Origin of the sequence: Kitasatospora sp. DSM 101779 (assembly GCF_025655475.1) — a bacterium.
Lineage (GTDB): Bacteria > Actinomycetota > Actinomycetes > Streptomycetales > Streptomycetaceae > Kitasatospora.
On sequence record NZ_JAHTIK010000001.1, the window covers coordinates 1,317,668 to 1,336,154 of the forward strand.

An 18,487-nucleotide genomic window follows, 5' to 3' on the forward strand; every position below is an offset into this window, starting at 1 on the left:
GGCGGCGAGCAGCCGGGGCAGGTCGCGGGCGGCGGGGCGGACGGGGCCGCGGCCGGCGAGGGCGCGGCGGACGGTGCCGAGGCCCTCGGCGAGGTCGCCCTCGACGTCCAGGTCACCGGTGATGTACGCGTCGGCGAGGCCGAGTTCACCGGGCTGCCAGAGCAGCCGGCGCAGCGCGCGGCGGCGGCGCAGCACGACGGTGGGGGCGCCGTCGGGGCCCGCGGTGGAGCCGTCCCAGGCGCGGAGCCGGAACGGCAGCGGGCCGAGGAGGTCGGTGAGCAGGGCTTCGAGGCGGGTGGCGGCGGTCACCTGGCGGTCTCCTCACGGGTGAGCAGGATCTGCCGGACGTCGAGGTAGCCGGTGCGGAACCCGGCCTCGGAGTAGGCGAGGTAGAGCTCCCAGGTGCGGCGGAAGACCTGGTCGAAGCCGAGGGCGGCGACGTCCGCGGCCCGGTCGGTGAACCGTTCGCGCCACAGCCGCAGCGTCTCGGCGTAGTGCGGGCCCCAGGCGTGGTCGGCGGCGACCCGCAGCCGGGTGTGCCGGGCGGTCGCCTGGTCGATGGCCTGCACCGAGGGAATGAGACCGCCGGGGAAGATGTACTTGAGGATCCAGGTGTAGGTGTTGCTGCTGGCGATCATGCGGTCGTGCGGCATGGTGATCGCCTGCAGGGCGACCCGGCCGCCGGGGGCGAGGACGCGGTCGACGGTGCGGAAGTACTCCGGCCAGAACTGCCGTCCGACGGCCTCGATCATCTCGACGCTGACCACGGCGTCGTACTGCCCCTCGGCGGCGCGGTAGTCGCAGAGCCGGACGTCCGCGCGGTCGGCGAGGCCGGCCTCGGCGATCCGGCGGCGGGCGAGGCCGAGCTGTTCCTCGGAGAGGGTGAGGCTGGTGACGCGGGCGCCGCGGGCGGCCGCCCGCAGGGCGAGTTCGCCCCAGCCGGTGCCGATCTCCAGGACGCGGCTGCCGGGGCCGACGGCGGCCAGGTCGAGCAGCCGGTCGATCTTGCGGTGCTGGGCCTCGGGCAGGCCCTCCCAGGTGGCGAGGGGCGCGCCGGAGGGGGTGGTGGGGAAGACCGCGGAGGAGTAGGTCATCGTCCGGTCGAGGAAGAGCGCGAAGAGCTCGTTGGACAGGTCGTAGTGGTGGTGGATGTTGCGGCGGGCGTTCGCGGCGGTGGGGAGTTCGGCGGCCGGCGGGCGCTGCACGTAGAGGCGGCGCAGCCACTGGGCGCCGGTCGGGACGAGGGTCTCGGGGGCGGTGGCGAGGACGGAGAGCAGGCCGACCAGGTCGGGGGCGTCCCAGTCGCCGGCCTGGTAGGACTCGCCGAAGCCGATCAGGCCGGTGGCGCCGACCCGGGCCAGGAAGTCCGCGGGCCGGTGCAGGCGGAGCACGGGGGCGCCGGGAGGGGCGGCCACCAGCGCGCTGCCGTCGGGCAGTCGGACGTCCAGGCCGCGGCGGTGGGCGACCCGGCGGAGCAGGCGTCCGGCGACGGCGGCGCGCAGCTTCGCGTGCGGGACGCGGGCGACGTCGGGCCAGCGGGCGGGGTCGACGGCACCGGCCGGCGGGGCCGCGGGCCCCGCGGGGGGCGGCGCGGTGGCCGGTTCGGTGACGGGTGCGGTCGGGAGGTCGGCGGGCCGGGTCACGGGGCGGACACCTCTTCTGTGGCGGCGGAACCGGTGCGGTCGGCGGGCAGGGGCCCGCGGCGGGGGTGGACGGGCAGACCCTTCAGCAGGAGGCGTATGCCCTGGTGGCGGATGTGCACACTGACGGCGAGGGTGGCGAGCGGGTGCCGCAGGGCGGCCAGCAGCAGCGCGGCCGGGCCGGCCGGGCTGCGCCGTCCTCGCACGGTGGCGATGAACGGGCTCCCGCCGTCGCGTTCCAGACGGACGGTCAGGGCCAGCCGTTCGCCGGGCTGCGGCACGGTCATCCGGTACCGGCCGTCCACCGGGAAGAACGGGGAGACGTAGAACTCCTTGGCCACCGAGGCGCGGCCGTCCGCACCGGGGCGCAGCAGGTAGCGGTGGTGGCCGCCGTAGGTGTTGTGCACCTCGGCGACGGTGCACAGCGGGGTGCCGTCGGCGGCGCGGCACCAGTAGACGGTGAGCGGGTTGAAGACGTGGCCGAGCGAACGGGCCTGCGCGAGCATCAGGACCCGGCCGCCGGCGAGGTCGATGCCCTGCCCGGCGAGGTACTGCGCGAGGTTGCCGCGCAGGGTGCCGCGGGGGTCGCCGGGGTGGTCGGCGGCCCGGAAGCGGGCGAGCGGGCGCAGCGGCCGGGGCAGCACCGGCAGACGGTCGAGGTCGACCAGCCACAGGTAGGTGCGGTGCCGGAAGGCGTGCCGGACGGGGGCGGTGCGGACATGGGTGATCCGGCACTCGTACAGGGCGGCGCCCCAGGGGCCGGGCAGCGCGGTGGCCGGGGCACGGTGATCGGTGGCGGCGGCGGTCATCGGACGCCGGCCGGCAGTCCGGGGTGGACGGGCGCGTCGGCCGCGGCGGGGAGGCCGAGCAGGGCGTGGGCGGCGTGCACGCCGGAGCGGCAGCCGTCCTCGTGGAAGCCCCAGCCGTGGTGCGCGCCGGCGAAGGCGGTGCGGCCGGTGGTGAGTTCGGGCAGCCGGCGCTGGGCGGCGATCGTCCCGGCGGTGTAGACGGGGTGCTCGTAGACGGTGCGGGAGACCACGTGCTCCTCGGCGGGCGGGTCGTGCCGGTCGGCGTTGAGCGTCACCAGGTAGTCCTCGGCGGTGTCGAGTCCGAGCAGCCGGTTCAGGTGGTAGCTGACCTGGACGCTCTCGGCGCTGCCGCCGCAGTCGGCCATCCGGTAGTTCCAGGAGGCGCGGGCCCAGGCGGCCCGGGGCAGCCGGGAGGCGTCGCGGTGCAGCACGGTGGGGTTGCGGGAGTAGCGGAAGGCGCCGAGGACCTCCCGCTCGGCGCGGGTGGGGCGGGCGAGCAGGGCGAGCGCCTGGTCGGCGTGGGTGGCGATCACGACGGCGTCGGCGGCGGTGCGGCGGCCGTCCGCGGTGGTGATCTCCACGCCGTCGGGGTGGCGGTGCACGGCGGTGACGGGGGCGGAGCGGTGGACGGCGGTGAGGCGTTCGGCGATCCGCTCGACGTAGGTGCGGGAGCCGCCGACCACGGTGCGCCAGGTCGGCGAGCCGGTGACGCCGAGCATGCCGTGGTTCTCCAGGAAGGCGAAGAGGTACCGGGCCGGGTAGTCGCCGGCCAGGTCGGGGGCGCAGGACCAGACGGCGGCGACCACCGGGGTCATGAAGTGGCTGGTGAAGTACCGGGAGAAGCCGCCCTCGTCGAGGAAGCGGCGCAGCGAGGGGTCGCCGGCGCCGGGGTCGGCGAGCAGCCGGCGGGCGCGGCGGTGGAAGCGCGGCACTTCGGCGAGCATCCGCAGGTAGCGGCCGCGGAGCAGGGCGTCGGGTCGGGCGAGCAGCCCGGCGGGGCCGCGGCTGCCGGCGTACTCGAGGCCGCAGCCGCGACACTGGACGGACATGCTCATGTCGCTCTCGCGGGTCTGCACGCCGAGTTCGCGGAACAGCCGCACCAGGTGCGGGTAGGTGCGGTGGTTGTGCACCAGGAATCCGGTGTCGAGCGGCACCTCCCGGCCGTCGGCGCCGACGGCGCGCTGGGTGTGGGCGTGCCCGCCGAGCCGGTCCTGCGCCTCGAAGAGGTGCACGTCGACACCGGCCCGCCGGAGTTCGTGGGCGGCGGTCAGACCGGCCACTCCGGCGCCGACCACGGCGACCGTGCGGCCCGCGGGCGCGGACCGCACCCGCACTCCGCCCGTCGGCTGCGGCACTGTTCCGGGCACTGTCACGGGGCCCCCTCCACTACACGGGCCCGCACTGCCGGCGGGCCGCTCCTTCACTGGCCACCGGTACTTCGGAGCGGACCGCCGGGCGGATTGCCCCCGGCCGGTGCAGAGTTGTCGTGCCGGTTGGCCCGGGGCGGCGCCGCAGCGGTGCGGTGCGGGTTCACCGGCGGCAGGGCATCCGACCGCCCGGGCAGGCCTGACGCCCGGTCGGCACCTGCCCCCGGCAGGGGGCAGGTGCCCGTGCTCAGCTGAACGGCAGCAGCATCACCGGCGTGCTGCTCGGGTGCGCGGAGCCGCCCGCGGGCTCCACCGTGACGCCGACGCCGACCGCGCCGTCCAGCGGGCCCTGCAGCAGCAGCGACCCGCTGGATGCCGGCAGCAGCCCGGCCGGCCGCATCGTCCCGGCGTCGTCGAACCAGAGTTCGTACGTCTTCCCGGCGGGCAGGGCCGGCATCCCGGAGGCCAGGAACCCGGCCTGGCCACGGCTCTGCGACCAGACCACCGTGCCGACGCCGGTGCCGGCCGTCGCGGTCGCCGTCCGGGCGTCCGGCGCGGTCAGCAGGCTGCCGAACACGGCCTGCTGGGCCTGCAGTTGCGTGGCCCGCGCATCGGCCTCGTCCGCCCGCCGGCTCTGGTCGACCGCAAGGCCGCCGAGCGCCGCGGCCAGCGCCACCGACGCCGCCAGCGCCAGCTTCGGCCAGTGCCGGACGAGCCGGCTGCGGCGCCGCCGCCCGGTCGGCTGCGGCACGACCGGCACCACGGCGGACGGCGGGGCGAGCTGGCGGACGGACCCGATGCCCGACATGACCCGGGCCCGCAGCTCGGCCGGCGGCGTCTCGGCCTCCGCGGCGCCCAGCCGGGCCAGGGTCGCGGCGAACTCCCGGACCTCCAGCGCACAGGCCTCGCACAGGGCCAGGTGGCGCTCGAACTCGGCGCGCTCCGGCCCGTCCAGGGCGTGGGCCGCGTACGCGCCGGTCAACGTGTGCAGCTCGGCTCCGCCGGTCACGACTCCACCCCCAGGCAGTCCCGCAGCCGGATCAGCCCGTCCCGCATCCGGGTCTTCACGGTGCCCAGCGGCGCGCTCAGCATGTCCGCCACCTCACGGTACGAGTAGCCCCGGTAGTACGCCAGGGTGACGGCCTGGCGCTGGAGCTCGGTCAGCATCCTCAGGCACCGCCGCACCTGCTCGCGCTCCAGGCGGCCCTCGACCTGCTCGGCGACCTCGTCGAAGGCCGGCATGTGCGAGCGGGCGGCGACCCGCTGCTCCCGGTCGGCGGTCGCCTGTGCGGAGCGGACCCGGTCGACCGCCCGGCGGTGCGCCATGGTCAGCACCCAGGACATCACCTCGCCGCGGTCCGGCTGGTAGCGCGCGGCGGTCCGCCACACCTCCAGCATCACCTCCTGGGTCACCTCCTCCGACTGCGCCGGGTCCCGCAGCACCCGGCGGACCAGGCCGAAGACCGGGCCCGCCACCGCGTCGTACAGCCGCCCGAACGCGTCCTGGTCGCCGAAGGCCACCTGGGCGACGAGTTCCTTGAGGTCCGGGCCGCGGCGCTGCGGGCCGGACAGGTGGACCACCGTGCTCACTCCGCCACCCCGCTCGGTCGGGCGGCGCGGACCGCCGGTCGGGCCGGGCAGGCATGCGGCCTGCCCGTCGGACGGATGACGGGCATCGGGAACCTCCGGGTCGTCGGCGGGACCACGCCGTCCACGGGCGGCGGCGGTCGTCGGGCACCTGTTGTTCGGAGCCGGACGCCCGCCGGATTGCCCGCGGACCGCACCAGCATGGCGGACCCGGCCGCGCGGCACACCGCCCCGGCCGGTACGGATCGGGTCCCATCCGATCGGCCGCCCGCTCCGAAGCACCGCGCGCGAGACCGTACGAACCCGAACCGCCAGGAGACCGCCGCCGTGCCCACCGACCGCCGCCCGCTGCCGCTGTTCCACGTCCGGGAGATCCACGCCGAACCGGCGGCCGCCGCCTCCCCGCGCGGCCGGCAGGTCCTGGAGCGCTTCCCCGGCGCCCGGGTGGTCGAGGTGGACTCGCACTGGCGGATCCCGCACCTGCACGGCAACGCCGGGAACGTCGAGCGGTGGGCGAGGATCAAGAGCGAGGTCCTGGTGCTCGGGGTGAAGAAGACCCTCACCGCCCGGCCCAACGGGCGCTCCGCCGACTGGATCGCCCCGAGCCCCGCCAACGGCTGCGCGCTGGCCTGCGCCTACTGCTACGTGCCGCGCCGCAAGGGCTACGCCAACCCGGTCACCGTCTTCACCAACATCGACCGGATCGTCTCCTACCTCGCCGGCCACGTCCGGCGGCAGGGCCGCAAGCCCTCACCCAACCAGTGCGACCCCACCGCATGGGTGTACGACATCGGCGAGAACAACGACTGCTCGGTGGACGCCCTGATCTGCGACAACACCGCCGACCTGATCCACGCCTTCCGTGAGTGGCCGACCGCCAAGGCCTCCTTCGCCACCAAGTGGGTCAACCGCGACCTGCTCGCCCTCGACCCGCGCGGCCGCACCCGCATCCGCTTCTCGCTGATGCCGCCCGCCGACGCCCGGCTGCTCGACATCCGCACCACGCCCGTCCCCGAGCGGATCGCCGCCGCCGGCGACTTCCTCGACGCCGGGTACGAGGTGCACTTCAACCTCTCCCCCGTCATCCTGCGCCCCGGCTGGCAGCGCGACTGGGCCGAACTGCTGCACCGGATGGACGACATGCTGCCCGCCGCTGTGAAGGCACAGGCCGCGGCGGAGATCATCATGCTGACCCACAACCGGGAGCTGCACGAGGTCAACCTCGGCTGGCACCCCAAGGCCGAGGAGCTGCTGTGGCGGCCCGCACTGCAGGAGGCCAAGACCTCCGAGAACGGCGCCCGCAACGTCCGCTACCGGGCCGCCGGAAAGGCGGTGGCGCTGGCCGAGCTCCGCGGCCTGATCGACCGGCACGCACCCTGGCTCCGGATCCGGTACGCCTTCTGACCGACCGTACGCCCGACCGACCGTCCCGCGGCCACCGCCCGGTGGCCCACCCGCCCCCGGGAGGACCGATGACCGAACAGACCGCACGGCCGCCGCGCTGCCTGGTGACCGGCGCCACCGGGTACATCGGCGGCCGCCTGGTGCCCGAACTGCTCGCGGCCGGCCGCGCCGTGCGCTGCCTGGTCCGCGACCCCCGACGGCTGCGCGACCACCCGTGGCGGGCCCGGGTGGAGACCACGACCGGCGACGTCACCCGGCCGCAGACCCTGGACGCCGCCTTCGAGGGCGTCGACACCGCCTACTACCTGGTGCACTCCCTCGGCACCGGCCCCGGCTTCGAACGCACCGACCGGGAGGCCGCCCGGGCCTTCGGCGCGGCCGCCGCCCGCGCCGGCGTCCGGCGGATCGTCTACCTCGGCGGACTGGTCCCCGCCGGCGTCCCCGCGCGCGAACTCTCCCCGCACCTGCGCTCCCGCGCCGAGGTCGGCCGGGTGCTGCGCGACAGCGGCGTGCCCACCGCCGAACTGCGCGCCGCGGTCATCATCGGCTCCGGCTCCGCCTCCTTCGAGATGCTCCGCTACCTCACCGAACGGCTGCCGGTCATGGTGACACCCAGCTGGGTGGGCACCCGGATCCAGCCGATCGCCGTCCGCGACGTGCTGCGCTACCTGGTCGCCGCCGCCGACCTGCCGCCCGAGGTCAACCGGGCCTTCGACATCGGTGGCCCCGACGTCCTGACGTACCGCCGGATGATGCTCCGCTACGCCGCGGTCGCCGCCCTGCCCCGCCGGCTCATCGTGCCGGTGCCCGTCCTGACTCCCCGGCTCTCCGGCCACTGGGTCGGCCTGGTCACCCCGGTGCCGAACTCCATCGCCCGGCCACTGGTCGAATCGCTGCGCCACGAGGTCATCTGCGCCGAGCACGACATCGCCCGGTACGTGCCCGACCCGCCCGAACAGACCGTCCCGGGCCTCAGCCGTCCGGTGCACGGCCTGATCGGCTTCGACGACGCCGTCCGCCTCGCCCTGCGCCGCATCCGGGACGCCCAGGTCACCACCCGCTGGTCCTCCGCCTCACTGCCCGGCGCCCCCAGCGACCCGCTGCCCACCGACCCCGACTGGGCCGGCGGCAGCCTCTACCAGGACGTCCGGGAACGCTGCGTCGACGCCGCCCCGGAGGCCGTCTGGCGGGTCGTCGAGGGCATCGGCGGCGAGAACGGCTGGTACTCCTTCCCGCTCGCCTGGGCCCTGCGCGGCTGGGCGGACCGCGCGGTCGGCGGGGTCGGGCTGCGGCGCGGGCGACGCGACCCGGCGCGGCTGCGGGTCGGCGACTCGCTGGACTTCTGGCGGGTCGAGGAGATCGAGCCGGGACGGCTGCTGCGGCTGCGGGCCGAGATGCGGCTGCCCGGCCCGGCCTGGCTGGAACTCTCGGTCGCCCCGGACGGCAACGGCGGCGCCCTCTACCGCCAACGGGCCCTCTTCCACCCCCACGGCCTCGCCGGCCACGCCTACTGGTGGTCCGTCGCCCCCTTCCACGCCGTCGTCTTCGGAGGCATGGCCCGCAAGATCACCGAACGCGCCCAGGCCGTCTGACCTCAGGGGAAGCACGTCAGGGGCGCGGAGGTGCCGCCCCTGACGTCCTCATTCCGCTGCCGGGCCGTCCTTGTCGAGCCATTGGCGGTAGACGGCGGCGAGGGCGGCCAGGACGGCGCCACCGCCGGGGAGGGCTGCGGTGAGGGCGGTGAGGGCGTTGGCGGCCTGCGCGGGAGTCGCCGTGGCCAGCCATTTCGGCCAGAAGCCGGTGGCGGGCAGGACGGCCCCGGGCCCGGCCGAGGCGGCCGTGCGGGCGGCCTCGCCGCCGAGCGTCTCGTCCCACTCGGCGAGGACCCGGGCGAGTTCGGTCCGCTGCCGGGAGGTGAAGCGGCGCAGTCCGATCACCTGCAGGCTCTGCCGGACGAGCGCCGGCCGCAGTTCACCGACCGCGCCCGTGGCGGCGAGCAGCAGCCGCGGGTCCTGGGAGAGCAGTTCGACCGCCCGGTCGTCGACGAGCCGGGCGAGCCGCCGGGCGAAGGCGTCGGTCTCGGCCCCGCTGCCGGTCCGCAGTCGGGCGATCTCCCAACGGGCGACTTCCACCCGGATCCCCATCAGCCTGTCGCCGAGGCCCTCGGCCAGCTCGGCGGCCTCGGCGAGCAGCCGTCCGGCCTCCTCGATGAAGCCCTCGTCGACGGCCCAGCGGGCGTGGGCGAAGTCGGCCTCGAGTTGCACGCCCTGATCGTGCTCCTCCGCGGCGCGGCTGCGGGCGGCGGAGGCGAGCGCCCGCGCGGAGTCGAGCTCGCCGAGGGCGGCCCGGACCCGGGCTTCCAGGAGCAGCAGCCGGGCGCCGCGTTCGCTGCCGGCGGGCCGGTCGCCGAGGACTTCGGCGGCGCCGTGCGGGTCGTCCAGTTCGAGCAGCCGGGTGACCTGGACCTCGGCGTGCCGTTCCCATTCCTCGGCGGGCACCTCGCGCAGGGTCGCGGCGAAGAGCGTCCGTCCGGAGCGGGATGCGAGGTAGGCCTGACTGCCGGGCGGCAGTTCGTCGATGGAGCCGGTGAGCAGTGCTTCGACGCCGGGCTGCCAGCGCCGGTCGAGTTCGGTGGCGGTCTCGCCGAGGCTGAGCCGGTGGTAGAGCTCTTCGGCGCGGGCGGTGAGGTCGTCCTCCTGCACGTAGTGCAGCACGGCGGCCTGGTGGATCTCGGCGACCTGTTCGGGTGCCTCGGCCCGCAGCAGTGGCAGGAGTTGGCGGCGGACGTCGCTGCGGTGCTCCAGGGCGCCGTCGGCGGCGACTCTGAGCAGGGACACCTCGCGGGCGAACAGGTCGAAGAGTTCGGCGGCCCGCAGGTCGTCGGGGACGGACACGCCGCTCGGCCCGGCCAGGACGTAGCGCAGCACGGCGGGGGTGAGGCGGCGCAGCACCAGGGCGGGGCGGGCGAGGTTGCGGACGTCGCGGTCCTCGATGTGGTCGAGGACGCGGCGGTAGAGGTAGCCGTGCAGTTCTTCGCCGGTGATGCGGTCGCGGGTGGCGGAGCCTTCGATGCCCGTGAGTTCGGCGGTGCCGTCGGCCCGGACGAGGTCGGCGGCGAGGCGCAGGCTGAGCGGGTTCCCGCCGACGAGGTCGATGACGGGGTCGAAGCCGGCCGGGTCGGCGGCCGGGCCGAGCAGGGCGCCCAGGTAGGCGCGGGCGGCGTCGCGGTCGAAGTCGGGCAGTCGCCGTTCGCGGGCGGGGAGTTCGGCCGGGGCTCGGCCGGAGAGGACGATCCGGATGGCCGGGTTGGCGTCGGCGAGCAGATCGAACATCCGCCAGAGTTCGGCGAGCACCTCGGGGCCCTGGTACTGGGCGGTCTCGAAGGTGTCGATCGCGAGCAGCACGGGCCCGGCGGGCAGGGCGAGGGTGAGCAGCCGGGCGAACTCGCGGTAGAGCTCCTCGCGTTCGGCGGGCGCGGTGAGCAGCCGGGCGGAGGCGGTGATGTGGTCGGGGGTGCCGCGGGCGGCGGCCGCGGAGTCGGCGTGGGCGGCGGCGAGGGTGTGCAGGTCGGGGGCGGAGGCGCGGGCGATCCACTTGCCGGTGAAGAACTCGGCGAGGGGTCGCAGGCCGGGGTGCTGGATGCGCAGTTGGCGGACGGCGTCGAGGAGCAGGGTGAGCGGTTCCTGCGGGAGCATGCCGAACCGGTCGAGGTCGATGAAGGCGAAGGGCAGCCGGGGGCTGGTGCCGCGGTGTTCGCCGTCGAGGATGAAGCGGGCGAGGACGGTGGACTTGCCGATGCCGCCGGGTCCCCAGATCAGCATCGGCCGGCGGTCGGTGCCTGCGGTGTGCTCCGCGAGTTCGGCGAGGATGTCGGCGCGGCCGCCGAAGTGGGTGCTGACCAGGCGGCGCAGCGGTTCGAGGAGTTGGCGGCGTTCGAGGTGGTCGGTGATCTCGGCTGCGCCGGGCAGGCCGGGGACGAGTCCGCCGAGCCATTCGGCGACCCGGGCGGTGGCGAGGAGTTCCTCGAGGTCCTGTTCGGCGGGGGGCGGGGCGGTGCCGGTGAGGTAGCGGGTGAGGGCGAGTTGGACGGGTCCCTGGGGGCGGTCGGGGTTGGCGTCGAGGGCGCGGCGGTAGGCGTCCGGGCCGGCCATGGCGGCGAGGGTGGTGCGGCGCAGGGCCTCCGGCAGGCGCCATTCGGGGCTGCCGTCGGCGCCGTAGACGGGTTCGCTGACGGCGAGGAGGGCCTGCAGGGCGGCGTCGTCGGGTTCGTGGCCGACCGGGCGGAGGGTGGCGGGGTTGTAGCAGGCGAGGACGGCGGCGGCCTGGCGGTAGGCGTGTTCGGCGGGCGGGGGCGGGGCTGCGGCCTCGGCCGTCCTGCGGCTCAACCGGTCGAGCCGTTCCTCGACGGCGCCGGCGGTGATGCGCGTGCGGGCCTTGCTCATCGCAGTACCTGCCTGTCGAAGACTGCGTTGGCGGTGTCGCGGACGGTGTCGGGGAGTTGGCGGATCGCGGCGGCGCGGTCGGCGGGCAGCATGTCGAGCATCCGGTCGACGATGTTCTCGATGACGGGCGGCGCGATCTCGGTGTCGAGGCCGCAGGCGAGCCGGCCGAAGAAGTCGCACAGGACGCGGCGGTCGATGGTGCCGACGGGTTCGGTGAGGACGGAGTCGAGGGCGGCGAGTCCGGGGCGGCCGTAGCCGAGCAGGAGGACGCGCAGGCCGGGGAGGCGTTCGCGGATGGCGGCACCGGCGAGGTGGTCGATCAGGGCGGCGGTGTCGGCCTGGAGCGGTACGTGGTCGAGGCTGTCGACGACGAGCAGGTACTTGGCGCGGACGGATTCGTCGTAGAGCTGGCCGACCAGCCAGTCCCGCAGCCGGCGGGCCTGGGCGGCGCCCTGGGCGTACTGGTCGACGGTGGGTTCGGGCAGTTTGAGCTGGGAGGCGACGGAGCTCATCAGGTCGAAGGGGGTGCAGACCTGGTCGGCCCATTCGCTGAGGTCGACGAGGATCGGTTTGAAGCTCTGCAGCTGCTGGGCGACGTGGCTGACGAGGTACCAGGTGTAGGACTTGCCGCAGCTGCGGGGGCCGGTGACGAGCAGGACGCGGCTGCGGCTGTCGGAGACCAGGTCCTTGAGGTGGGTGCGGAGCAGGGTGCGGTCGAGGAAGAGCCGCTGGCCGAGCAGGTCGGTGGCGTACGGGTCCTCGGCGGTGTCGCCGTCGGGGCCGGCGAGCACGGGCGGCCCGGCCGGGACGGCGGTGAGCAGCCGCTCGGCGAGAGCAACCACGGCGGGGAACCGGCCGTGGCACAGCGCGTCGAGGAACTCCTCGATCCAGCCCTCCCGTTCGGCGAGGTCGATGACCTCGTGGGCGATGGTGCGCAGGTCCCCGCCGCCGCTGATGGCGTCCAGCCGGCGGTCGAGGTAGGAGATCTCCCGCTTGAGGTCGGCCAGCGTGTAGTCGTTGACGACGGCCTCCTCGAGGTGTCGTCGGTCCGTGCCGGAGAGTCTCACCGCCACCACCTCCTAGTCGGCCGGGGGGAAGAGTCCGCCGGCGTGTCCGCGCCGCTCCAGCAGGGTGCGGACGGCGGGCAGCGGGATCGCCTCGTTCCAGGCGGGGCGGTGGCCGGGGCTGTAGTCGGGGTCGCCGCTGTGGTGCAGGGCGACGAGTTGCAGGTCGAGGTCGAAGCAGGGCGAGCCGGAGGAGCCGGGTTCGGTGTCGGCGCCGTGCCGGACGCGGGTGCGGTTGGCGTTGCTGCCCAGGACGGGGCCGAGGGCGAGTTTGAGCGGACCGCCGGAGGGGTGCTGGAGCAGGAGGAGGATCGCGCGGTCGCCGTCGGCGGGGGCGGCGGAGCCGGTGATCCAGCCGCGGGCGGGGGCGTCGGGGGCGGCCCGGTCGGCGGCGACGGGATCGTGTCCGGCCTCGGTGGCGAGGCGGAAGAGCGCGTAGTCGAGTTCGTCCTCGGCGGGCAGGGCGTCGCCGGGGTCGGGGCGGCTGTCGAGCGGGCTGGGCGGGCTGGCGTCGACGAGCCAGTCGCCGTCGGCGAGCGGGTAGGTGGTGCCGGGGTTGAGCACCGTGCCGTCGGCGGACTTCTTGTGGTCGAACCGGACGAGCACCTCGGAGGGCTTGCTGCGGGCGTCGATCACCGGGGCGAGGACGTGGTGGTTGGTGAGGCAGAGGTCGGGGGCGACGAGCAGCGTGGTGCCGTAGCAGGTGCCGGCCGGGGTGCCGACCTCCACCCGGCCGACCCGGCCTTCGAGGGCGCCGAGCCGGCGGCGCCAGTCGGTCGGGTCGAGGTAGCCGGGCCGGTCGCCGAGCAGCCGTTCCAGGGTGTCGCGCTGTTCGGGCTGGACGGGGCCGATCCGCCACCGCTCGGCGACGGCGGACAGCTGCGGGTTGGTGGGGTTGGCCTCGCGGGCGCCGGCGACCAGGGCCGGGGCCCAGCCCTCACGGTCGGCGGTGTCGAGGACCTCGAAGGCGACCGTGCGCAGGTTGGCGCCGAGCGAGATCTCCTCGCGGCGGCGGTCGAGGTGGAGGCGGAGCATCTGGTCGAAGCCGGCGAGGGTGAAGGCGTCGAGCAGGGCGGCGACGGCCTCCCGCATCTGCGCTCCGGGCAGGGTCATCAGGGGTGCCCCCGGTCGGGGTGTGCGGTCCGCGCCTGGTCGGCGGGGCCGCGGGTCGGGTGCGCCGCCGGTCGGGCGGCGGGCGGGGCGGTCGGGCGGCGTTACGTTCCGAGCCGGGCCCGGACGGGTGCGCGGACGGCCGGGCAGGCGAGGTACTCGGCGGCGCCGTGGTGGTTGGCGCTGTCGTTGACCACCAGGACGTCCTCGGTGAGGCTGCTCGGCTCGTACTCCGGGCGGACGGTGTGGTCCAGGGCGACCAGGTCGCGCGCGTCGCAGGCGTTGCGCCAGGCGGCGACGCCGGGCGGCACGGTGAGCGGGGCGGTGAGCCGGTCCTGGATCTCGGTGATGCCGAGCGGCGAGCCGATGGTGATCAGCAGCGGAACCTCGCCGGGGTAGGTGCGCAGCACCTCGTAGGCGATCACCGAGCCGAGGCTGTGGCCGACGACGACGAGCGGCCCGTCGGCCTCCTCCAGGGCGCTCGCGGCGACCTTCTGGATCTGTTCGCGCATCCCGCCGAAGAAGTAGGCGTGCACGTCCTTGAAGGCGTGCCGGGCGAGGGCCTGGAAGGCCAGGGTGCGGCCGAACCGGGGCAGCGGCAGCACCTCCAGTCCGGCGGCGGCGCCGGGTGCGCCCTCCCCCGCGGACAGCGCCTCGGCGGCGTACACCATGTTCCGCAGCCAGGGGTCGAGCGGCCCGGGGGCCGTGCTCTCCAGGGCTCCCGTCCCGGTCTCGGCGCGGACGGCGGCGAGGAACTCCTCCGGCGGGGCGGGGGCGGTCGGCCCGGCGGCCTCCAGCGCCGCGCCCGAGGCCGGCAGTTCGGTGATCCCGTCGTCGGGGACGGGTCCCGGCAGCGGCTCGTGGTAGCGCAGCGGCGCCCAGTACGCCATCCGCGAGACCTCGCCCATCGGCCGGCCGAAGAGGGCGGCGTCCCATTGCTCCTTCAACTGCTGCTCGGGCGGCTTGTTGCCGATCCCGTGCACGTACACGATGGCTGGCCCCATGGCATGCCTCCGGCGACTCGCTCTCCCTCCAGTGTCGGCCCCTTCGGCGGCGAGCTCAATCGCCCACGGACGGCTGTCTGCCCGGCGCCCGGCCGGTGGTGACGGTCCGTGGCCGATCGGCCGGTGCGGTCCCGGCCGCCGGGCCGGGGCGGCGGCCGTCCGGGGTGACGGTCCGTGGCCGAGGTCCGGGGCCGACCGCGGCCGGCCCACGGGATTTCAGCTGACGCCCGGTCGGCCCGGGCCGGCCGGCCCCCTCGGTGTCGCCCTGGGTGACGGACGCAGCGGAGGAGCCGCACCGGGCGAACGGTCGCGCTCGGTGTACGCCGCGCCTTCGGCGAGGGAAAATCGGTGTGCGGAGCGCCGCGGCCCGGCTAGGTTCGACGGGTGCCGGCCGACCGGTCGCACGCGCCACGGGTACGGAGGCTCGCATGACCGGGACGGACATGTCAGGGACGCGCGCCCCGGTGCCCGCCGCCACGGCGGGGAGCCCCGCGGCCGGGGAGCGGCGGACGCTCGCCGGGCTGCTGGCCGGCCACCGTCCGCGCACCGCGCGGGAGGCCGCGGACCTCGCCCGGATCGCACCCCTGGCGGCCGTCGCGGACCCGTACGACCGTGGACGGCCGCTGCACGTGACCGCCTCCGCCCTGATCGTGCACCCCGCCGGGCGGGAGGTGCTGCTGCGCTGGCACGAGCGCCAGCAGGACTGGCTGCAGGTCGGCGGGCACGGCGACCCCGGCGAGGAGTTCCCGGGCGCGGTGGCCCTGCGCGAGGCCGAGGAGGAGACCGGCCTCACCGATCTGGTGTTCTGGCCGTCGGCGGCGCTGCTGCACCTGGTCGTGCTGCCGGTGCCCGCCTCAAACCGCGAGCCGGCCCACGAGCACGCCGACCTGCGGTTCGTGCTTGCCACCGGCACCCCCGGGGCGGCCCGCCCCGAGCGGCCGGGCGCCCGGGTGCGGTGGCTGCCGCTCGCCAAGGCGGCCGCGGCGGCCCGCGGCGAGGCCCTGCGGGAGTCGCTCGCCCGGCTGGACACCTTGCTGGAGGACGGCGCCCCGGCCGCGCCGCAGGACTGACGGACCGTCACGGAACGGATGAGGTGGATGGGACTGCACGCCGACCAGGTGCTCGTCTTCGACGCGGACGACACGCTCTGGGAGAACAACGTGCTCTTCGAGCGCGTCATCGAGGGCTTCCTCGACTGGGTGGCCGGGGACCCGGCCGCCCGGCAAGCCGCGCGGGCGGTGCTCGACGCGGTGGAGGCGGCGAACGCGGCGACCCTGGGCTACGGCGCCGCCGTGTTCCGGCACAACCTGGCCGAGAGCCTCGGACAGCTGCGGGGCCGGTCCGTCACGGCGGACGACCGGGACCGGATCGACCACCTGCTGCTCCCGCTGACCAGCCGCACGGTGGAACTCATCCCCGGCGTCGCCGACACCCTCGCACAGCTGGCCGGGCGGCACCGGCTGCTGATGCTCACCAAGGGCGACGAGTCCGAGCAGCGGCGCAAGGTCGAGGCGTCCGCCGTCGCGCACCACTTCGGCGGGATCCACATCGTGGCCGAGAAGAACGTCGACACCTACCGCCGACTGGTCGCCGAGCTCTCCCTGGCCCCCGACCGCACCTGGATGATCGGCAACTCCCCCAAGTCCGACATCGTGCCCGCCCGCCGGGCCGGGCTGAACGCCGTCTTCATCCCGCACGAGCACACCTGGGTGCTGGAGCACGAGGAGTTCGGCGCGCACACCGCCACCCTGGAGCTGGCGGCCTTCACCGACCTGCTCGCCCACTTCTGACCGGACGGCCACCACGGGTTTGGCGGGTGTGCGAACCGGCTAACCGCCCGATATGGACGTTCACACCTTCTCCGGATCCAGGCGTCCGCCGATCGCCGGATGGCTGGACGCACCGTCCGACTGGGCCGCCCTCGACCCCGTGTCGGAGCGCCTGCACGGGCTGCTGCTGCAGGTGCCGCAGCCCGTGCGGGACACCCTGCACGGTGTGTGGCTCGGGCATCACCTGCACCCCGCGGTGGTCCAGCTCCCGGTGGGCTGCTGGCTTTCGGCCGCCCTCCTGGACGCCGCCTGCACCTCCCCCGACGCGGCCCGCCGGCTCACCAGGATCGGCCTGATCGGCGTGGCCCCGGCCGCCTGGACGGGCTGGGTCGACTGGTCGACCCTGGGCCCCGAGCAGCGCCGCACGGGCCTGGTCCACGCCGTCGGCATCGTCACCGCGGCCGCCCTGCAGGGCGCCTCGCTGGCCGCCCGCTGCCGCGCCGCCCGCACCGGCTCGGCCCCCACGACCGGCCGCCTCCTCGGCCTCGCCGGCCTCACCGTGGCCGCCGCAGCCGCCGCCCTCGGCGGGCACCTCGCCCACCGCCAGGAGCCCGCAGAGACCAGCTGAGACCGGCTCCCGCACGCAGGGCATCGACCCGCCGACGACGGACCGTCAGACCGCTCGGTCGCCCAGCGGGCGGGTGATCCTCGTGGGCCCGTACTCCGCGCACCAGTCGCAGTCGCAGACCGTCAGGGCATTGGCCCGGCAGTGCGCCGTGGCCCAGTACACGGACTCGCAGGGCCCCGGGTCGACGGGTGCGCCGTCCGCGGGCAGCGCGCGCCGGCACCAGCCGCACCGGATCTCGGCCCCTGCGCCGGCTGCCCGGAGCCTCGCGGCAGCGGCCGTCGCGCGCTCCAGAGCCACCTCCGCGACGAGGGCCACCGGCGCGTCGTCCAGCAGTTGCCTGCTCTGCCACAGACTCGCCCCGCTCACCGCCCGTACCGCCTTCACCGCCTCGATCCCGCGCTCCCCCGCACCGGTCAGGTACACCGAGAAATCCGGATCCTCCATTGCCCGTCCCCCTCCCCGAACCCCGTCGCCGACCCCGAGTACCGGCGTGCCGGTGCAGAGTACCGGCGTGCCGGTGCAGTTGCCGGCGCCGTTCGGCCTCGACCTCGACACCGCGGAGTTCTGAGCGCGGGCGGGCGCAGAGCGGGGGAGGCTGACAGCAGGGGCGCTCGGCGGTTCAATGGTGGTCGGGGCCCAGTGGGGGCCGGAGGCAGGCATGGACGCGGCCGCGGTACTGGCCGGTGCCAGGCGCTCGCACCGCGGGCACGCCTGGCGGGACGCCTGCGGGCTGTACGCCGCCGCGGACGGTGACGCGCCGGGTGGGTTGGACGTAGGGGACCTGGAGGACTGGGGCGAGGCGGCGCAACTGCTCGGCCGGGGCGAGGAGGCGTCGGCCGTCCTGCAGCGGGCGTACCTGGCGCGCGAGGAGGCGGCGGACGTCCGCGGTGCGCTGCGCTGTGCGTTCTGGCTGGCCGAGGTGCTGGCGATGCGCGGGGAGTTCGCGCACGCGGGCGGCTGGCTGGCACGGGCCGGGCGGCTCGCCGGGTCCGACCCGCCGTGCGCCGAGCAGGGGTACCTGCTGGTCCGGGAGGCGGAGCGGCAGCTGCAGCAGGGCGAGCACGAGGCCGCGTTCGGGACGGCGGGGCGGGCCCTGGAGCTGGCGGGGCGGTTCGGGGACCGGGACCTGGCGGCGCTGGCGGCCCAGCTCCAGGGCGCCGCGCGGATCGGCCAGGAGCGGGTGGACGAGGGCCTGGCGCTGCTGGACGAGGCGATGGTCGCGGTGACCGCCGGGGAGACCGGCCCGCGGGTGACCGGCTGGGTGTACTGCATGGTGATCGCGATCTGCCAGGAGTTGCAGGAACTGCGCCGGGCCCGCGAGTGGACACTCGCGCTGGACGCCTGGGCGGACTCGCTGCCGCAGTTCGACGGCGGGTACTCGGGGATCTGCCTGGTGCACCGCTCGGAGCTGCTGCGGCTGGTGGGCGACTGGCCGAACGCCGCCGTCCAGGCCCGGAGCGCCTGCGAGCGGCTGACCCGCGGGTTCGGGGAGTTCCTCGCGGGCGGTGCCTTCTACCAGCTCGGCGAGATCCACCGGTTGCGCGGGGAGTGGGCGCGGGCCGAGGAGGCGTACCGGCAGAGCGGGCGGTACGGCTGCGACGCCCAGCCGGGGCTGGCCCTGCTGCGGCTGGCCCGGGGCCGGCCGGAGGCGGCGGCGGGCGGC

At 75.7% G+C, this 18,487-nt stretch carries 15 protein-coding genes and 2 pseudogenes; 6 read left to right on the top strand and 11 right to left on the bottom strand.

The genetic code is table 11. The features are described 5' to 3' along the window. From KSNIM_RS06080 to KSNIM_RS06105, 6 genes and pseudogenes are all read right to left on the bottom strand, one after another. Positions 1–309: pseudogene (locus KSNIM_RS06080) on the bottom strand (SAM-dependent methyltransferase); the annotation flags it as partial. Beyond that, positions 306–1,643: an SAM-dependent methyltransferase gene (locus KSNIM_RS06085; protein ID WP_263102190.1), complete on the bottom strand. Its 1,338-nt coding sequence runs from the start codon at positions 1,641–1,643 to the stop codon at positions 306–308. The pseudogene KSNIM_RS06080 and the gene KSNIM_RS06085, both read right to left, overlap by 4 nt. Further along, the gene (locus KSNIM_RS06090) at positions 1,640–2,449 is read right to left on the bottom strand and encodes a DUF1365 domain-containing protein (protein ID WP_263102191.1); all 810 of its coding nucleotides are present in this window, start codon (positions 2,447–2,449) and stop codon (positions 1,640–1,642) included. Before KSNIM_RS06090 ends, KSNIM_RS06085 begins: the two co-directional genes overlap by 4 nt. After that, positions 2,446–3,816: an NAD(P)/FAD-dependent oxidoreductase gene (locus KSNIM_RS06095; protein WP_411543846.1), complete on the bottom strand. Its 1,371-nt coding sequence runs from the start codon at positions 3,814–3,816 to the stop codon at positions 2,446–2,448. Before KSNIM_RS06095 ends, KSNIM_RS06090 begins: the two co-directional genes overlap by 4 nt. Positions 3,817–4,063: 247 nt before the next feature. Next, positions 4,064–4,825 carry an anti-sigma factor gene (locus KSNIM_RS06100; protein WP_263102192.1) on the bottom strand — a complete coding sequence of 254 codons (762 nt, stop codon included), beginning with the start codon at positions 4,823–4,825 and terminating at the stop codon, positions 4,064–4,066. After that, complete coding sequence (locus tag KSNIM_RS06105; RefSeq protein ID WP_317633995.1) at positions 4,822–5,406, bottom strand: sigma-70 family RNA polymerase sigma factor; 585 nt, start codon at positions 5,404–5,406, stop codon at positions 4,822–4,824. Before KSNIM_RS06105 ends, KSNIM_RS06100 begins: the two co-directional genes overlap by 4 nt. A 198-nt stretch (positions 5,407–5,604) precedes the next feature. Here KSNIM_RS06105 and KSNIM_RS06110 point away from each other — a divergent pair, with 198 nt between their 5' ends. Both KSNIM_RS06110 and KSNIM_RS06115 read left to right on the top strand, forming a co-directional pair. Beyond that, positions 5,605–6,807, top strand: a complete 1,203-nt coding sequence (locus tag KSNIM_RS06110; RefSeq protein ID WP_411543665.1) for a spore photoproduct lyase family protein — start codon at positions 5,605–5,607, stop codon at positions 6,805–6,807. Between the two features lie 68 nt (positions 6,808–6,875). After that, entirely contained in the window at positions 6,876–8,399 is a 1,524-nt protein-coding gene (locus KSNIM_RS06115) for an SDR family oxidoreductase (RefSeq protein WP_263102194.1), read from the top strand. Positions 8,400–8,447: 48 nt separating this feature from the next. Here the strand turns inward: KSNIM_RS06115 and KSNIM_RS06120 are convergent, their stop codons facing one another. The 4 genes from KSNIM_RS06120 to KSNIM_RS06135 all read right to left on the bottom strand — a co-directional run bounded on the left by KSNIM_RS06120 (position 8,448) and on the right by KSNIM_RS06135 (position 14,427). Next, positions 8,448–11,249, bottom strand: coding sequence for a hypothetical protein (locus tag KSNIM_RS06120; protein ID WP_263102195.1), 2,802 nt, complete (start codon positions 11,247–11,249; stop codon positions 8,448–8,450). Further along, a complete protein-coding gene (locus KSNIM_RS06125; RefSeq protein ID WP_263102196.1) occupies positions 11,246–12,316 on the bottom strand; it encodes an effector-associated domain EAD1-containing protein in 1,071 nt (356 codons plus the stop codon). The genes KSNIM_RS06120 and KSNIM_RS06125 overlap by 4 nt, the downstream gene beginning before the upstream one ends. 12 nt (positions 12,317–12,328) lie before the next feature. After that, complete coding sequence (locus KSNIM_RS06130) at positions 12,329–13,426, bottom strand: serine protease (RefSeq protein WP_263102197.1); 1,098 nt, start codon at positions 13,424–13,426, stop codon at positions 12,329–12,331. A 101-nt stretch (positions 13,427–13,527) separates the two neighbouring features. Further along, positions 13,528–14,427 (bottom strand): alpha/beta hydrolase, encoded by a 900-nt coding sequence (locus KSNIM_RS06135; protein WP_263102198.1) that lies wholly within the window; start codon positions 14,425–14,427, stop codon positions 13,528–13,530. 428 nt (positions 14,428–14,855) lie between these two features. Between KSNIM_RS06135 and KSNIM_RS06140 the strand changes: the two genes are divergently transcribed. The 3 genes from KSNIM_RS06140 to KSNIM_RS06150 are packed head-to-tail and all read left to right on the top strand — an operon-like array spanning position 14,856 to position 16,824. Then, positions 14,856–15,497 carry an NUDIX hydrolase gene (locus KSNIM_RS06140; RefSeq protein WP_263102199.1) on the top strand — a complete coding sequence of 214 codons (642 nt, stop codon included), beginning with the start codon at positions 14,856–14,858 and terminating at the stop codon, positions 15,495–15,497. Between the two features lie 27 nt (positions 15,498–15,524). Then, positions 15,525–16,217 (top strand): HAD family hydrolase, encoded by a 693-nt coding sequence (locus KSNIM_RS06145; RefSeq protein ID WP_263102200.1) that lies wholly within the window; start codon positions 15,525–15,527, stop codon positions 16,215–16,217. A 52-nt stretch (positions 16,218–16,269) separates the two neighbouring features. Further along, positions 16,270–16,824 (top strand): DUF2231 domain-containing protein, encoded by a 555-nt coding sequence (locus tag KSNIM_RS06150; protein WP_263102201.1) that lies wholly within the window; start codon positions 16,270–16,272, stop codon positions 16,822–16,824. A 45-nt stretch (positions 16,825–16,869) separates the two neighbouring features. Here KSNIM_RS06150 and KSNIM_RS06155 read toward each other — a convergent pair whose 3' ends face one another. After that, positions 16,870–17,268 (bottom strand): ribosomal protein L7/L12, encoded by a 399-nt coding sequence (locus tag KSNIM_RS06155; protein WP_263102202.1) that lies wholly within the window; start codon positions 17,266–17,268, stop codon positions 16,870–16,872. 214 nt (positions 17,269–17,482) lie between these two features. On the opposite strand from KSNIM_RS06155, the pseudogene KSNIM_RS06160 reads away from it, so the two are divergent. After that, positions 17,483–18,487 (top strand): annotated as a pseudogene (locus tag KSNIM_RS06160) (hypothetical protein); the annotation flags it as partial.

Bases quoted from the DNA above. Each gene is read 5' to 3' on its own strand.
- KSNIM_RS06145 (WP_263102200.1), top strand. From the start codon at position 15,525: ATGGGACTGCACGCCGACCAGGTGCTCGTCTTCGACGCGGACGACACG.
- KSNIM_RS06140 (WP_263102199.1), top strand. From the start codon at position 14,856: ATGACCGGGACGGACATGTCAGGGACGCGCGCCCCGGTGCCCGCCGCC.
- KSNIM_RS06120 (WP_263102195.1), bottom strand. From the start codon at position 11,249: ATGAGCAAGGCCCGCACGCGCATCACCGCCGGCGCCGTCGAGGAACGG.
- KSNIM_RS06130 (WP_263102197.1), bottom strand. From the start codon at position 13,426: ATGACCCTGCCCGGAGCGCAGATGCGGGAGGCCGTCGCCGCCCTGCTC.
- KSNIM_RS06090 (WP_263102191.1), bottom strand. From the start codon at position 2,449: ATGACCGCCGCCGCCACCGATCACCGTGCCCCGGCCACCGCGCTGCCC.
- KSNIM_RS06110 (WP_411543665.1), top strand. From the start codon at position 5,605: ATGGCGGACCCGGCCGCGCGGCACACCGCCCCGGCCGGTACGGATCGG.
- KSNIM_RS06150 (WP_263102201.1), top strand. From the start codon at position 16,270: ATGGACGTTCACACCTTCTCCGGATCCAGGCGTCCGCCGATCGCCGGA.
- KSNIM_RS06135 (WP_263102198.1), bottom strand. From the start codon at position 14,427: ATGGGGCCAGCCATCGTGTACGTGCACGGGATCGGCAACAAGCCGCCC.
- KSNIM_RS06115 (WP_263102194.1), top strand. From the start codon at position 6,876: ATGACCGAACAGACCGCACGGCCGCCGCGCTGCCTGGTGACCGGCGCC.
- KSNIM_RS06155 (WP_263102202.1), bottom strand. From the start codon at position 17,268: ATGGAGGATCCGGATTTCTCGGTGTACCTGACCGGTGCGGGGGAGCGC.